Source organism: Sinomicrobium endophyticum, assembly GCF_052983315.1.
The window spans coordinates 72,571-88,843 of record NZ_JBRKIS010000069.1 but is presented as its reverse complement, the minus strand read 5'-3'; the positions used below and the strand labels follow the sequence as shown (position 1 = coordinate 88,843).

The window sequence follows — 16,273 nt, the reverse complement described above, 5'->3', positions numbered from 1 at the left end:
TTATTGACTTTTTAGATAATTTCTTATAATTCTTATGTCTTGCTGAGTCATTGGCTGAACCCATTGCCTATCTTTATTCCAGAACACTTGACCTGTTTTAGGATTCACATTGGGTAAAGATTGTTGGATATGTGAAGTAGGTACCCCTTTATGCGTTGCTACTTGAAGATCGAAATGTAAAGTCTTATTTATTTCTGATACTATTCGTTCAAGAATAATAATTTTCGCTTCGCTAATATTTGTAGAAAATATAACGAGTGTGAAAAACAGTATTTTATGAAATAGTTTCATTTATAACTTTTCAATATCATTTCAACCTTGCGTTCATCTGACAAATCCCAATACCACCATTTATCAGGATGGTTTTTTTCTTCTTTAAATCTTCTCTGATAAGGAATTTTAAAAAGGCTCAAAAACAATAAAAAAACTTTATCTAATTCATTTTCAGGCAAGGCAATAATCTTGTTTAGATTATGGTTAGCAACTCCTTTCTTTAGTAGTATACATGGCGTATATGTAGATTTCAGTTTAGAATCTGAGATTATAGTTTCAATATCATTATCATCGGGTTTAGACTGCATTATCAAAAATGTCATATCAGTTAAAAACGCTCGTCTTTTTTCTGAATCAAGGGCATTGAAGTTGCTTAGTAACTCTTTCTTATCAGCTAATCCTTGCCCATATTTATTTATTAATATTTCTTCTTCCAATTTCATATTGATATGTATTAGCGAGGGTAAATAGTAATGTGAGGTAAATTTGGATTAACAGGTCCTTTGAAAATGTCAATATTCCTTGGAGTATTATCTAATATCGAACGTGAGCCTGGTAAAGAATTTTTAATCTTACTCCAATTTTTGCTATTAAGTCCTTCTATTACATAATCCCAATCGGAATAGGCTCCTGCCTTACCACTTGCACGGCTTCCAACAACTGTAATTGGTTTATTAATTCTTGTAGCTGCATTTTCTATCCTTGCTAATTCACCTGCACTTAATACACTCTTTCCCCCCTTAGTGGCCACATCCCCATGTTTAACCAAAGCCCTGCTTATTAAAGCAAAAAGACCCTTCCCTAAAAATTTGGCTTTGGTAAATGCGCCAAGACTCGCTACATCCAACCCGGTTTCCCAGGGCTCAGGTTTTGCCCCAAGACCAGCCGCATAGGAATCACTTGCCGAACCTATGATAGCTCCTATTTGCATATTTATCCTGCGGACGACTTTAGGATCCTGTTCGCCTACAAGATCAAAACGTAAGCCTGCGGCCTGCGCACGCGCTATATGCATTTTAAACCGCGCAGAAGGACCACAACAGTCATTTTCCTCAGCATCAGCATCCTGCACCACATCCTCAAAGTTATAAATCTCAACGACTCCGGTAAAAACCGATAATGGACGTTCCGTATATCCGTTACTCACCATAGGCTCCATACCATCTGGATCGATCCAGAATACAGGATTATCAAATGCATAATTATATGGCGAGTGCCTTCGCATCTTTTCTGCCAACGGATCCATATTCATCCACCTGCCCAATGCAGGGTCATAGTTCCTCGCCCCAAAGTCATACGTACTCCATCCCAGACTCTCTTCCAGTTCTTTACCTCCGAACTTCCACTTCTGCGCCACACTGTTTCCAAGAGAAGAGGTTTGACCGTTATATCCTCTATGTTTTAAACCAAAGGGGTAGTAGTTATTCTCCTCAATAATTTCCAATTGCGGAGCACTTGTTGTCCCTGTGTTTGTATAGGACAGTCGTACATTATCTAAGTGGTCCTTATACTGATAAACATACGTATACGCATTGTTCTCCTTAGTCACATACCCCTCCGGGTGACTGGAAAACTGTAATTGCCCGTTTTCATAAATGTAATTCCCAGCATACTCCGTCCGTGTCACAGAACTTCCCTGGGTAACCTCCTTCTTTAATTTAGCTCCCAAAGCATCGTAAATATAAGCAATTTTATTGCTTCCAAAACTAACCTGGGTAGGAAGGTTTAAATGGTTGTAGGAAATACCTGTAATACCCTTATTGGCATCGGTCAATAAATTGCCATTAACATCATAGGTGTAGTCATTATTGGTATTGGTTCCGTCTTTAAAACCATAGGTCTTGTTCCCGGTGTCCGTTACTTTTAAAAGTTTGTTGCCCGTATCATAGTCATAAGACAGGTTATCCATTACCCCGAAGGAAGTGGCGCCACTATTCAGATGGCCTCTGCGGGTTAAGGTTTCTATATTACCATTTTTATCATAGGTAATGCCTTCCACCGTGTAACGGTCCGTTTGTCCGCCACCGTTAAACTTCCCGGAAGTAATTCGGTTCAAGGCATCATAGCTGTAAGCATAACGTCGCATGGTATTGTCATTGCTTGTCTTCCAATACGTCTCTGCTATATTACCGTTAAACAATGGGGGTACTGTTCCGCTACGGCTCTTGTTATAATTGATCTGGAAGTTAAACAATTTATCGGAAGGATTGTCCACATTGTTGATGTCCGTTAACCATCCGCGTACATTATATTTATAGGCAATACGTTGTAAAGGATTGCCCGGCGTATTACCTACCTTCTTTTCCTTTAATTGCCCCAGTTCGTCATAGGTATTTTCCGCGATCAGCTCCCCGGCAAGGCTTATCGATGCGCTAAAGCTCACACTACCGGTCGCCACTGCATGAAAACCGGGTTGCAGGATAATGGAATTACCGGCCACTTCATGCCGGGTTCCCGTCACGGCAGTGTTAAAGGTAAGGTCGCTTCCCGTGGTTTCTCCGCCACAATCTCCCCCGATACACTGCAGTTGTCTTTTCAGCCGGCCCGAATGATCGTATTCAAACTTGTCTATGGTCACTATGGCCGGGTTGCTGCCTTTGGTATGGGTATTCCTGGTTTCTGTCACCTTCCCGGTAAAGTCCAGCCTGTTTTCCACGATATCCGTAGTGTTCAGATATGGGTTTTTGCTTGCTGTATAGATCAGCCTTCCTTTACTGTCATAGGCATGAACTGTCGTGATCCAATGCTCTGTTTCCAATACCCGTACCTTACTTCCTGTTGCCAGGGTCCTGGTCCTGCTGTCCACGGTTTGCCCCAATACCTCTGTAGGCACCGTTAAACCGGCCAGGTCAAAATTATAATCATCGTAATAATGGATTGTATGGATTTCATCATTCAAACCCTTAGGAATGGCTGCATTGCTGTAATAGACCGGGGTCCCCGCATAAGTGTTTGCTGTTGGGGTCCTGGTTTCGAATTGGTCATATGCAGAGCTATTATTGGCCGAGTTTTGCAAGGCCACCCTGCTTCCCTGGTGGTTTATGGTACCCGTATAGGTTACCCTGCCAAAAGCGTCGTACTTGGTAAACAGCCATTTGTTATTTGCAGCAAGTATAGAATCCCGGCTCATTACCGGTTGGTCCAGGGCATTGTACACAATATATTCCCAACCCTTTCCGGGAAGCTTTTTCTCCACCAGGCGATTTCTGCGGTCATAAATATACTGGTAGCATAGCTCGTTGAGCCCGGCAGCATTGGGTTTGGCTAAATGGGCTTCCGCCTTGGGTGGCAACACATAGGTCAGGTTGCCGAAGTTGTCGTATACATAATAGGTATCGTGGGCCGTACCTTCGTTGTATGTTCTTCTCAGCACCACCCGCCCCCGCTTGTCTTTAAACTCTTCGACCGTATGGTTTTTTGTAGTGCCGCTGTGGTTTTCGTTCCGGGTAACGGTTTTATACAGCTGCCCGGCACTGTGATAATCACCGGTACCGGAAACCAGTTGGGGCAGCTCCGTGTTACCGTTGGTAAAACTCACCTTAAACAACCGTACCTCGCCGGCATCGTTGGTTTGATAATCAAACCCGATCTCATGGCCGCCGCCAAGCCGCCAGTCCTCACCCGGGGCAGCCTGTTGCTCTACCCGGTTCAGGGACGATGTTTCAAACTTCTTTTGAGTGTAGGCATTGACCTCCGGCTCTGCCATGCCGCTGAAGTCCCCGGAATACCGGGATTTATAGTATTGCCGGGTCAATCGTTCCACATCGCCCGTACGAAAGGCTCCCTGGTGTATATCCACCGGGATAAAAGGCAGGTATTCCTTCTCCCGCCGGCCAAATCCGTCATAGTTTATGTGGGTCACCATATCCTGCATACCCCAGGGAGATTGTCGTATGGCCACCTCTTGTTTCGGGCGGCCCAAACCGTCGTAATAGGTTACTTGTTCTATGATATCCCGGTTATACGCTATATCATCCGGGCCGGACATCTCCTTCTGGTAAGTCCGGGTATAGACATAGTTTTCATTGCTCAGGGTTACGGGGGTATACTCTTCCCCGGGGCACCCATTGTCAGTTCCAGGGACATCCGGGCACAGGTCGCCGGCATTGTCTACATAACCAGGGGGTTGATCACAGGATTCCACACTGGCATCCGGGTCGCCGAAACCGTCATTATCCACGTCCGCATACCAGGTTTCCTTTCCGGAAACCGTATAATTTACCGTTCTGGCAATACCCCAGCAACCGGAAGCATCGTGCCGGCCCCTGAGGTAGTATACCGTACCGGTGGTTCGGGTTATGCTCCCGGAGTCATTGGAAGTGGCGGTTCCCCCCGCACTGTTCTGCCAGTACCAGGTTATCCCATCCGGGGGGATCCCCCGGGTCAGCACCGTGGAATCGCAGTTATTGGTTATCGTGGGCACCGGGGGAATGGCCGGGGCATTATCCGGTATTTCCACATAGACGGAACCGGAAGCGGTGCTCCAGGTTGTGCCTGCGCGTGCCCGTATATAATATGTACCGCTCCCTTCGTTCGCGGTAAAACCCGCACCGGAGCCTTTGCTCGTACTTGTACCATTGGCATCCTTTCCCTGCCAGTACCAGGTTACCCCGCCGGGAGGTGTCCCCACACGTTGCAGAACCACTTCCTCACAACCCGTGCTGCTTATCGTAGGATCGGGAGGTGCGGAAGGCGGAGCGCCGTTTACCGTAACCTGTAAGAACGCCAGATAAGGCCCCTGGCCGTTGACCCTGAACTCCGCCCGTATGGAACTGTTATACTGCTGACCGTTCCAGGTAACGTCAGCGATTATATTATCGGATGATTGTATGGTTCCCCCCTCAATATACCAGGTGGTGTTGGTAATATCATCTGTAGGGAAATTACTGCCGTCCGGGGAGATCAGGTAGGAATGCGAACTCCCGTTATTCACTGTAGAGGCTCCGGAAATCTGGTAGTTTTGGGCACCCGCCTGTAAAGCGGCGAGCAATACTATAAAGACATATATTCCTTTTTGCATGATTCTTGTTTTTAAACGCCGGGGAAGCATCAGTTTTTATAATGGTATTGGAATTCTTCCAGCAATTTACCGGCCCCATCGCGGACAAATTCAAGGCGGTAAAAGGGATCGTATGTATAGGTGGTCTTCTCCCCTCTCGGGTCCATAATAATGCTGACCCCAATCAAAGGCTTATGGATATATGCTGTGACCTGTGCATCGGGCAAGGCATTACGGATATTGTCCAGTGCCGCACTAAGCTGGGATTCCGTACCGGTATCGGATGCATTCCTTGCAGCAGTTATAAGACCGGAAGGGAGAGCGGCATAGGCCTTGTTCTCTATTTTGGCAATGAGGTATCGGTTTCCATAGCCGTATATATACGATATACTGGAAACAGGGGTCCCGCTATTACCTGACCTGGAAACCTCTACGGGTTTACCTTCCATATAGATGAAAGAAGCCTCTTTTTCATAATTACCCGGAACATAACCGGGAGCATTGTCATTGCTCCCCAGTCCCTTGTTGTAATGATAAGATGTACTGATGTTCCCGTTGGTATCATAGACAAAATACTGGCCGTAGACAAGGCTTCCCTGGTTATCGCTGAACACCTGTTTACTCACCGGTAGAGCTGCGGGCAGGTTTTGCAGGCTCTGTTCATCCGGGTAATCCCGGGGATAGGTATAATTGACCGTGATTTTGTCTGCATTCGTGTCATTGGTAATATAATCTACGGAGTTACCGGATACGGAGCGTCTCAACCGCATATCTACAATTTCGGTTTTCGGTAACAACATGTCATTATATTCGTAGGTAGTTACGGAAGTAACGGGATGGAGAGATGCGGATTCGTGATCTAAAAATTCCGTGGTGGCCGTCCGCACCGGAAGATAGGCTGTATTTCCCGTACGTGTTTGATTCAAGCCAGTGGTATGCCCTAAACGCAAACCCGGACCACTCCCGGGTATATTCATGCATATCTTATCTGCAAGCACACTCCAGTTTATCGTTCCCGCCGTTCCGGCTGCTGCATATTCGTGTTCTGTTATCTTCAGCAATGTCTGTGTCCCTTTATAGGCTTTTACTGTTTTCGCAACCGCATTACGATGGCCGTAATAGGGTTCCGGTATATAGTTGTGCTCTTCATCGAACCAGGTTTGTCCGTCGGTGCTGCGCACGATCACTTTTTCATAATAATACCCGCTAGGGGCCAGATGGGGTGCCGCGACAAAATGGGAATAGTAGGAGACCGATTCGCCGATTTCTTTTCGCGTAAAGTGGATCATCGATGTCATGTCATTACCGGCAAGGCCGGAATAGGTATATTGTTTCCGGTTGTAGCTCTTTCCGTCCGTATCCTTGTCTTCTATGCTTTTTATTCGCAATCCGCCCGAATATTTATCCCCTTCTTTATTGGGTTCATAAGTGAATTCGGTACTACCTCCCGTGGGATATTCTATTTTCTTTAAAATTCCGGCCTGGATATGCCCTTCACTCAATGAACGGTCCCCGGCATTGTTGTCCAGGTATTGCAGATTATTGCTGAACAAGGATTCCAGGGCAGGGCTCCTGTGCACTAAAGTCGGATTGTTGGTGATACCGTTATAATAACCGAAAAAATCTTTTGAAAATGATGCTTTTTGCGGTAATGGTCTGGTATCGTAATGAAATGTATATCCCGGTTTGGTACTGTTATTACTACCCGTTTCGTAAACTCCGGTAAGTTTCAGCCGCGGGTCCCCGCCAAATTTGTCGTAGGTGAAATTAAATGTCCGTTTGCTTCCTTTCAGCCGGTCGTTTACTGTTATCCTGGTCAGTTTCTTCTTCCAATGAGATACACTGTTGTCCGTGGAATAATCGAATACGATCTCTATCTGGTCGGTATAAATCTTTTTGACCAGTTGGGTGGTGTAATTATAGTGATTGGAGGTGGCGCTTTTTTTTCCTTTGGAATTACTTCCCGTATCACAGGATCTGACCAGGGTCAGGTGATGTGCAGTCTGTAAAAGTTCATAGCTGAGGTTATATGGCTCGTATTCGAAATGTATGGTTTTATTGTTTTTGGTCGTAATCTGAGACAACATCCACCCGGTAGGGTGATCTTCATATTCATACCCGTCATAATCATAACTACCACCCTCTATGACACTGGAATAGGAAATAGAGTTGCTGCCAAATTCCTTGTCCCCGCCAAAGGAAAAAGTATTCCCGTGGATATCTTTGGCAATAAAACCGAGTCCTTGAGGTCCGAATTGCGGAATAAGTTCGAGCTGATCCTTCCTGTTCATTAAAGCCGTACTGTCTTTTTTGAATACAAAATCCCCGGAATATCCCAGAAAGGAATAACTGAAATCGTCCGGGTTGTGATCGTTATTCTCTGCCTTAACCCCGGTCTGGTGCTGCCAGCTCACCTGGTGCTGATCGGCTGCATACCAGCTTTCCGGTATGGAAGTATAATTGGGGTGCAGCCACCCATTATCTTCGTCTGCCTTATTTTTTATCGTCCGGAAAAATCCTCCTCCCGCATTCAGGGTCCATTTTAACCCTACCGTAGTGGCCAATTCATCCACTTTTACACCGGAGGCATGATAAGACAGTGCAATAGGAAGTTCCACCCCGTCTTCTACCAGTGTGTAAACGGGGATTGTTATATCCGGAACTCCCGTCGAAATATTCACCGGGATATCCCCGTAAACGGTAAACCCTGATGCATTAGGGCTTTGAGGAAGTTCTATATTATTATAGTTTATATAATATTGTTCGGATTCCGGAAGGTCCTGCCCGTAACCGCTTAAACAAAAAACGCCAAAAAACAATTTAATTATTCTTCTCATCTCCAGTCTTTTTTTGAATCGATTTCTCCTTCGTTTATTTTATCTTTCCGTATTAAAGCTTCTAACAACTTTTGTTGTTGCCGGTTTTCATTTTTTAGTTCAAGCACATACAACGTCAACTCCTCCACCTTCTCCAGCAGTTTCATATTCATTCCCTTAAGGTTCACCCCTTCTTCCTCCATTTCTACGGCAGAGGGAATACCGGGCAGGTGCCGGTTTTCTTTGATGTACTTCTCTACGTCGTCCAGGGAGCGCAGGTCGTAGTTGTCATCAAAAACGTAATCGGGAGCGGCAAAGCCATCCAGGTCCACTTTAACTTCTTTGGTGTGGATCTTTCCGTTGACGGTCAGTTCTGCATCCGGCATATCCGTACCTATGGCTACCTTCCCGGAAAAAACGGATTTTTGGTATTGGTGGTATTCCGCGTTATTAGGTATAAAATCCTCCAGGCTGTTGTACACTTCTTCATGGAGTACGGTGTTTTGTTGGGTATGATAATAAGAGACCAGTTTCATCTGTTCGGGAGCGGTTGAAGTCATCCAACCGGTAAAACGAAATCCGGCATTGTGCTGGTAATTTCTATAAGGCACTTCAAGGGCGAGATATAATACGCCATTATACCTCACTTTTTTCAACTTCCATTGCTCTGTGGAATATGAGCTTATATAATTGTTTACTGAGGTCACGCTACCATGTGTTCCATTGTGGCCCGAACTGGTATTAATATGGGCTACATTAGTACGGTCATTTCCGGATCCACGGATAGCTACCAGGGAACCAACAGTATAGTTTTTTGATATTAATTCTCCATCATAGATTGCATGCAATAAAATTACAGCTCGTGTATATGCAGTGTGTCCTGTAGCCGGTATGTTAACAGACACATGATTTCCGGAAGCTAAATTTGTCACTGTTTGCCCATAAAAGACGAGGGGAACTACAAATAACAAAAGTAAAAGTTTTTTCATTTTTCAGATGTTTTAAGGTGGGCGATCTCCGCTTCCAGCTTTTTAATTCGTTTTTCCTGTTCTATAGTATACAACATCAACTCCTCTATCTTCTGCAACAATTTAGCATTCATCTCCCCTACCAGTATACCATTCTCTTCAACTTCCTTGGCGCCGGGAATATCCTGTAAATGTCCTTTTTCCCGGATATGTTCCTCTACTTCCTCCAGGGTGGGGAGATCATAGTCCTCTTTAAACACAAAATCACTCCAGCCGTTCAGGTCTACCTTAACTTCTTTGCTGTGGATTACCCCGTTTACGGAAAGTCTGGAATCCGGTGTTATGGTCCCTATACCAACCCTGCCGGCATTGTTTACCAGGAAAGGAATATTGTCCAGTACCCCGTCATTATTGCTGTCTGTCCTTACCGCAAAAGCATCTTTACTGTCGTTACCGTAAATATCCACTACAAAATGTCCCCATTTTCTTCCTTTTATACCTACAGCTGCCGCAGTTGCCCCCGGATTCAGGTCACTGACATCAAGTTGCGGAGCAATCACTGTTCCCCCGGATCCTCCCAAACGGATATTTCCATCAATATCCAGTTTTTCCTCCGGCGTCATGGTACCGATTCCTACATTGCCATTACTTAAAACAGCCATTCTTTCCTGTGCCCCTCCGTTACTTGCCGTAGTTTTAAAAATGATCTTTCCCAAGGCGGTATTATTATTTTCCAGCTCTATTTCCGCCCGGGTATAACCGTCATTAGAAACTCCAAATCGCAAAGTTCTTTCCGAGGCAAGTCCTTGTAATAAATATGTTCCCCAGGAGCCTTCTAATATGCTCCCTTCCACGGGAAAAGTTCCTTCATTGGCATTGGGCACCTGGGCAAACCCGAAGTGCATCACCAATACAAATACGGGTATCAGAATCAGTCTTTTCATAAAAACAAGTAATTTAAGGTTAGTCGGTTAATTTTTCTATTTGTTCTTTTAATCCGTTTATCATTTTGCCTTGTTCCTCCATGATCTTTTGCTGTTGAATGGTATACAAGGTCAGCTCTTCTATTTTCTGTAAAAGCCGGGCGTGCATCTCTCCTACCAGTATACCGTTTTTTTCTACTTCCCCGGCACTGGGAATATCTTTCAGATGCCCGTGTTCTTCAATGTATTGTTCTACCTCCTTTAATGTTGGCAGTTTATAGGTCTTTTCAAAGACAAAATCACTCCAGCCGGTCTCCACTTTAACCTCTTTGGCTCGGATATTACCATTAACCGCCAGTTTCCAGTCCCCCGGATTCACGGTTCCTATTCCCACGTTACCGGCAATGGCAAGATGCGTACCAAAAGGCACGGACGTTTGTGCAGGGTAACCTATTGCCACTCCCTTGAACCTGCTTTTGTCCCCGGTATCGGGTTGCAGGTGTAATGTGGAATAGTACTGCCCGTAAGTAGTTATACTGGAATGGCGGGCCAGGAACCATGTGGTGCGGTCATTTAATTTCCTGGAGGTCCCTATTTCCAGGTCGTTATTGGAAGATCTGAGGATAAATTGTGCATCTCCTTTACTGGTTAGTGTGGGGTAGCCCGGCTCTCCGCCAGGAGTATAAATACTCAATGTAGTCCATGGTGAAGTTGTTCCTATACCCACATTACCGGAAGCCGGAAATGTATTATTCTGGCTAAAACCGATAAGAGGAACGAACATAAAGCCCAATAGTACTCGTTTCATAAACTGTTGCGATATTTTAATTATTCTGTTTTAATTATAAGTAAGACATGCCCCGCCTGTTTCCCGGAAAACGGGAAGGAAATTAAGAATGGGGATTTGATTTTTTGAAAACCGGTATTCCGGCCTGCTTTCGGGGGAAGCGTAATTTTTATTTCACTGGCTATCTATCTGTTAAATCGTTTCTAATGTATGCTATTCTTAACTTTATTCCCAATCCGGAATGCTATATTCGGTTAAGTCTTTGATTTTTTAGTACGTGACAAAAATTAATTTCGTCATAAGAGTATGCCTGTGGCCGGGTGTACGAGTTATCAACATCTATCCATATCCCCGTATACCCGACACTCGTATACCCGAACACTAAAGTAATATTATAAAAAGGTAACATAAAAAACAAAAACTTGTTCCCTCCATTTATAAATACACGGTTGTACCTTATCTCTTATGCAGTACATCAAAAAAATCAAAAAACACTGAATACCAAACTCATACATCTATCATGAGTACATCATCCGGGAAGGGCCGCATTACAAAATAAATAAACGAAATTCAAAAATCCTTATGGAAATCCGTAAAAATGAAAAATCCTTTATCCCGGAACCAACCGGTTAAGGCTATCCGCCCAATACGCTGCTCAATTTAAACATCGGCAAATACATGGCTATAAGAATAACACCTACGATAATCCCTACGAAAAGTATAATAAACGGTTCCATCATCGTGGACAGCATTTTGGATTTTTGTTGTACTTCCATATTGTATTGCCGGTTAAGCCTGTCAAAGATAAACTCGGTCTGGTTTGTCTCTTCGGCCACCTTTACCAGGGCTACCATTTTATGGTCGAAGATCCGGGCCTGTTTCAAACTTTCACTGAGGCTTTTTCCCTGTAAAATACTGGCTTCGACTTCTTCCAGCGCTTGTTGTAAAGGATAGAAGCTTATCATCTTTTTTACCAGGCGAATACTGTTTACTACGGGGACTTTTGATGCCGTAAGCAGGGACACCGCCTGTGTGAACTGGGCCAGGTATACATTTTTAACGAACGGCCCTATAAAAGGTAACTTCAAAAGAACATTGTCTTTGATCTTTTTATACCATTCTTTTTCAGACAAGGCTTTACGCAATACGAGAAAAATCAGCACCAATGCCAAAAACATCCAGCCTTTTCCCTGGCTGAACCCGGAAAGGCTTATAATAAACCGGGTAACTCCCGGTAGCTCCACATTATTCTGGGTAAAAATATCCTGGAACATCGGCACTACAAACCGGAGCATAAAAACCACGACGAGTACGGCGGTAGCCAGTATAATAACCGGGTACATCAGCGCGCTGATCAGGTTTCTGCGCTGTTCGTTTTTCCTGGAAAAGAAATTCCCCAGTTCTTCGGTAACTCTCTCCAGGGTACCGGTTTCCTCTCCTATTTTGAGGGAATGGTACTCATATTCCGAAAACTCTTTTTTGCCCTGTATGCTATCGGAAAAATTCTTACCGGAGATAAGCTGTTCTATCAGGTCCGCATGAAATTCCCGCAGGCTTTTCTTTTTCTGATTTTCCTTTATAAGCGTAAGTGCTTCCTTAAGCGTTATGCCCGCCTTGAGCAAAACACTGACCTCCGTATAAAAATCTTCCTTTTTCTTATTGGAAAAAGTATTCCCGAAAAAGGTGATCTCCTTTTGCAATAATCCGGATATACCACCCTGGTCTTTTTCACGGAAAGCCTTTCCGTTTCCCTGCTTAAAAGCTTCCGGCGATGTCGGAGCTGTATTATTCTTTCGGGTATTATCCAGTTTAAAGGCCATAATATATTATCAGGATTTCTTATGAGCAGCCCGGCTAATCCATATATTGGGCGGCATCATTCTTTTTACAGACAAACAATTTTTTATTTTTCAGGGTATCCAATGAGGTTTCCAGTAGTATGGCATCTATACGTCCGTTCTCCACCGCATTGCCATCCATATAAAAAGTTTTTACCGGAAAAGCGATCCGGAACGTATCCGGGTATTTGATAACCTTGTCCTCATAGAGTTCATAATATACGGAATCCAGCGCTGTTTTACATACGATTTCGTCCATAGCAGCATTAAACGTTACGGTCTGGTAACGGTTAAAATCGATCCAAAGGGATTGCTCGAGCAGTTCCAGCCTGGTATCCCCGGAAAAATTGATCTCAATTCCTTTCATCTGCCGCTGCACCAGCCCCAAAACAGTAAATGCCATGGCTACCACAATAGCAGTTATGGCTATAACCACCATCATCTCACTCAACGTAAAAGACGGTATTTTACCTTTGTCTGGGTTCATTTCGGCAGATGATCTTTTGTACTATCTTTTTGTCTGTGTTCTTTTGTTTTGCTTCTACAACGACCTCCCTATAGCCGCTGACCGCGGATGGTGAGACCCCGTACATCCCCGACCGTGCCTCTGCCAGGACGGATATATTCCATTCCCCGAAATCTTCGGAATAGGGAAGTTCTATTTTATTGCGCTGTACCATATACCCCAATACCCTTAAACGGTTTTCTATTTTCCTTGTATCCTGACTTACACTACCGGAAAAAAGGTTGTTCAGCACCAGGCTGGTCACCATAAAGATCACTACGATAAGCACCGTAGCCACCAGGGTCTCCATCAGGGTAGAGGCCTTTACCTTCCGGTATTTCTTTTTTAATACAGCCACTTTACCACTCCTTTCTGTTTGGTCTCCATAATAAGCCCTACATATTCTTCGGGGAGTTCCGCTTCGCTTATCACGGCATTGTACAAATGGTTCTGGTAAATGGAGCCGGACTGACTGGCAATGAAATTTCCGGTAAAAACAGACCCGGTCACCCTGCCCATCAGTTCGGTATTCTGGTTACAGTAGACCTCACCATATACATTGGTCCCCTCCTCCATGACGATCTGGGGCGTATAGTTATTTTCCTTTTCGACACCGTGGAACATCACAATGCCTTTAACTACGGTTCCCTCCCCTATTCGTATACCGTTTTCACTATCTCCGGTACCTTGTTCCGATCCGGAAATATTTTCCGCAGCATTCTCTTTTTCCTCCTCCCATACGACGAGCGCGGAAGGGTATCCGAATGCACAATTTTTCCCTGTCCGTATTTTTTTTGTGGCTACGGCCTGGAAAACACCTTTGGTCCCGTCTTCAATGACTATTTCCGGGGCTATAAGCACTACATCTTTCAGTACGGCACTCCTGTCGGCAATGATCCTGGTGCTGCTGTAAACTATAATATTCCCTATAAGGCTCACCCCCTGCAGACGAAGTTCTCCGGGAGTGTATAAATACTTTGTCGTTTCGAGAAACGAATTTTTATATACTCCGCCTTCTTCGGGGGATAAAACCTGGTCTTCACTTACGGGAAGATCCCCCCGGGTAACAGATTCCAGGTAACCGGACAAGGTTTCCGGCAATCCGGGCAGGTCCGTCCTGCTTTGTGCAGTTTTCCCATAGACCAGGGCACTCCCGTAATAGGCATGACCGGATATATTTCCGGCTTTTATGCCTGCTTCCGGTAAAAATGCCATACCCTCTATCCGGGTATCGCCTACGACAACCAGCGGACGATTATTATCCTTTACATAAAGCGTAGCCCTTTCTTTCGGGGGGGTATAGCCTCCCAATAGTGCCAGGCGGACAAATTCTTTGTTTTTTACCCGGGAGACCGCCGTGGTTTTTTCCAGGACTCCCCAGTACGTTTTATGGACGGACAAGGTCTTATACGGTTCATCAAAGAGGTTAACCTTTACCGAATCCTGTAAAGGTACTGCTCCGGACAATGCGTAGTCTATGCCGTAATTGGCGTTTATTACGGTTTCTATGGTAAAACCGGATTGCTTCCTGAAAAGGGTACGGGTGTGGATCAGCATGATGAATGCCGCGAGTAAAATGGCAATGACCACCCCGATAAAAACAACAAATTGCAGGGCGCCGGAAGGTATTTTTTTTCGCCATACATACATACTTCGTTGTTTTTAGTGTTCTTTTAAAAGCCGGGAGGCTTATGTGTGGTGATTACCCGTTAATCGGAATAACTTTACGCTTTCCGTTATACAGAACGGTGATCTCCTGTTCGCTGCCCTTTAATAGCTTTACTCCTTTTACTTCATCGTGGATACGCATTAACTGCTGCATACCGTCAATCTGGACAAAATAGATCTTTTCCCTGGATTTGCCATCCTTCACCACGCCGAAATAATAGACAGGCACCTCCATTTCCGGGGGCATTTCCTCGCGTACTGCCGATTTGGCTACCGTTTTCTTTTTGGGCCTTGTTATGGTCCCCAAAAAAGGATCGCGTTCCCGGACCGCAATAGTAAAAGATTCCTGCTTTTTTATTTTTTCGGGCTGAAAGGACACTCCTTTTTCCATAACGGCGGATTCTTCCTGCACGGGGTTCAGGGTTTTCAGTACCCGGTACCCGATAATCCCCCAGATAGCCAGGACAGCAATTAACAATATATAGGTATTGCGTTTATTCCCCATTTCCTCAGTTTATGGTAAAGCTGAAAGTTTCGGATGATCCCCCTTCGTTACCCGCCCTGTCAAATCCTTTCACATTCCAGTAATACACCCCTTCGTCCAATGTGGTGGTATACGTTTTGTTATTTACTTCTTCCTCTTCAACCAGGTTTTGCAGGCTTTCGTCACTATAGATAAATATTTTGTCATACTCCGCACTTCCTGCAATATTGCCCCTGCTCCAGGTAAATGTAATTTCGGTATTTGTGGTCGTGCTCTGATCTGCAGGCGATGTGAGTTCGGGCGTATTGGGAGCCGTAAGGTCTACCAGTATTTCCCGGGAACTGTACAGGGTGCTCTCCGCATCTTTCTCCGCCCGTACCTGCCAGGTGAAATTACCCTCTTCAAAAGTGACTTCCAGCGCGGTTTCGGTAACTTCTTCTTCCTGTACCACACTATCGTCTTCATTTCGTATCCGCACACGATACCCGGTAGCTTCCGCTATGGCGCTCCAGGATAGACTTACTTCTTCCTGGTTCGTCACAAAACCATCCTCGGGAGCACTCAGAATAACCGTATTACCGGAAAAACCGTCACTTTCCGTCAGCACGAACCTATTGGTGGAAAAAGGGGTCTCATAACCGCTGTTTACCGCTTTTACCCGCCATTCATAAGTATTGGGTAACATTTCTTTCGCATAGGTTGTGGCCAGCGGATTTCCCAGGGTATCTTTTTTTATCGTATGGTCTATCACCACCTGCGAGGCATTCGGAAAGTTTGGCGTGGCTACCTGCAATACATAAGCTTCCGCATCTTCCAGGGGCTGCCAGGTAAATGTCACCGCGTTTCCCTGTACTATGACACTATCGGCCGGAGCAATAAGAACAACTTCTTTACCCGATATATCCGGCACTTCCGCGATATCATCGCATGTGGTAAAGACCAGCGCCGTTACCAGCAGTATTCCGGGGATAGTTACCTTCTTCTTTCTGTTTTTCCATAATCTTTCCATAGC

13 protein-coding genes are annotated in these 16,273 nt (G+C 44.9%); all 13 read right to left on the bottom strand.

Annotation, left to right across the window (positions count from 1 at the left end):
* Nucleotides 1-291: a polymorphic toxin type 24 domain-containing protein gene (locus tag ACVBDU_RS23540; protein WP_447182119.1), complete on the bottom strand. Its 291-nt coding sequence runs from the start codon at nucleotides 289-291 to the stop codon at nucleotides 1-3.
* On the bottom strand, nucleotides 288-716 hold the full coding sequence (locus ACVBDU_RS23535; protein ID WP_447182118.1) for a DUF5958 family protein: 429 nt from the start codon (nucleotides 714-716) through the stop codon (nucleotides 288-290). Before ACVBDU_RS23535 ends, ACVBDU_RS23540 begins: the two co-directional genes overlap by 4 nt.
* A gap of 11 nt (nucleotides 717-727) precedes the next feature.
* Nucleotides 728-5,293: a DUF6443 domain-containing protein gene (locus tag ACVBDU_RS23530; protein WP_447182117.1), complete on the bottom strand. Its 4,566-nt coding sequence runs from the start codon at nucleotides 5,291-5,293 to the stop codon at nucleotides 728-730.
* A 29-nt stretch (nucleotides 5,294-5,322) separates the two neighbouring features.
* Nucleotides 5,323-8,109 carry a hypothetical protein gene (locus ACVBDU_RS23525; protein ID WP_447182116.1) on the bottom strand — a complete coding sequence of 929 codons (2,787 nt, stop codon included), beginning with the start codon at nucleotides 8,107-8,109 and terminating at the stop codon, nucleotides 5,323-5,325.
* Complete coding sequence (locus ACVBDU_RS23520; protein WP_447182115.1) at nucleotides 8,106-9,077, bottom strand: hypothetical protein; 972 nt, start codon at nucleotides 9,075-9,077, stop codon at nucleotides 8,106-8,108. Before ACVBDU_RS23520 ends, ACVBDU_RS23525 begins: the two co-directional genes overlap by 4 nt.
* Nucleotides 9,074-10,000, bottom strand: a complete 927-nt coding sequence (locus ACVBDU_RS23515) for a hypothetical protein (protein WP_447182114.1) — start codon at nucleotides 9,998-10,000, stop codon at nucleotides 9,074-9,076. Before ACVBDU_RS23515 ends, ACVBDU_RS23520 begins: the two co-directional genes overlap by 4 nt.
* Nucleotides 10,001-10,019: 19 nt before the next feature.
* On the bottom strand, nucleotides 10,020-10,787 hold the full coding sequence (locus ACVBDU_RS23510) for a hypothetical protein (RefSeq protein WP_447182113.1): 768 nt from the start codon (nucleotides 10,785-10,787) through the stop codon (nucleotides 10,020-10,022).
* 614 nt (nucleotides 10,788-11,401) lie between these two features.
* The gene (locus ACVBDU_RS23505; RefSeq protein WP_447182112.1) at nucleotides 11,402-12,586 is read right to left on the bottom strand and encodes a type II secretion system F family protein; all 1,185 of its coding nucleotides are present in this window, start codon (nucleotides 12,584-12,586) and stop codon (nucleotides 11,402-11,404) included.
* 34 nt (nucleotides 12,587-12,620) lie between these two features.
* Nucleotides 12,621-13,091, bottom strand: coding sequence for a PulJ/GspJ family protein (locus ACVBDU_RS23500; RefSeq protein WP_447182111.1), 471 nt, complete (start codon nucleotides 13,089-13,091; stop codon nucleotides 12,621-12,623).
* On the bottom strand, nucleotides 13,072-13,467 hold the full coding sequence (locus ACVBDU_RS23495; RefSeq protein ID WP_447182110.1) for a hypothetical protein: 396 nt from the start codon (nucleotides 13,465-13,467) through the stop codon (nucleotides 13,072-13,074). The genes ACVBDU_RS23500 and ACVBDU_RS23495 overlap by 20 nt, the downstream gene beginning before the upstream one ends.
* The gene (locus ACVBDU_RS23490; RefSeq protein ID WP_447182109.1) at nucleotides 13,455-14,759 is read right to left on the bottom strand and encodes a hypothetical protein; all 1,305 of its coding nucleotides are present in this window, start codon (nucleotides 14,757-14,759) and stop codon (nucleotides 13,455-13,457) included. The genes ACVBDU_RS23495 and ACVBDU_RS23490 overlap by 13 nt, the downstream gene beginning before the upstream one ends.
* 52 nt (nucleotides 14,760-14,811) lie before the next feature.
* Nucleotides 14,812-15,282 (bottom strand): hypothetical protein, encoded by a 471-nt coding sequence (locus tag ACVBDU_RS23485; protein ID WP_447182108.1) that lies wholly within the window; start codon nucleotides 15,280-15,282, stop codon nucleotides 14,812-14,814.
* Nucleotides 15,283-15,286: 4 nt separating this feature from the next.
* On the bottom strand, nucleotides 15,287-16,270 hold the full coding sequence (locus tag ACVBDU_RS23480; protein ID WP_447182107.1) for a hypothetical protein: 984 nt from the start codon (nucleotides 16,268-16,270) through the stop codon (nucleotides 15,287-15,289).
* Nucleotides 16,271-16,273 lie beyond the last annotated feature (3 nt).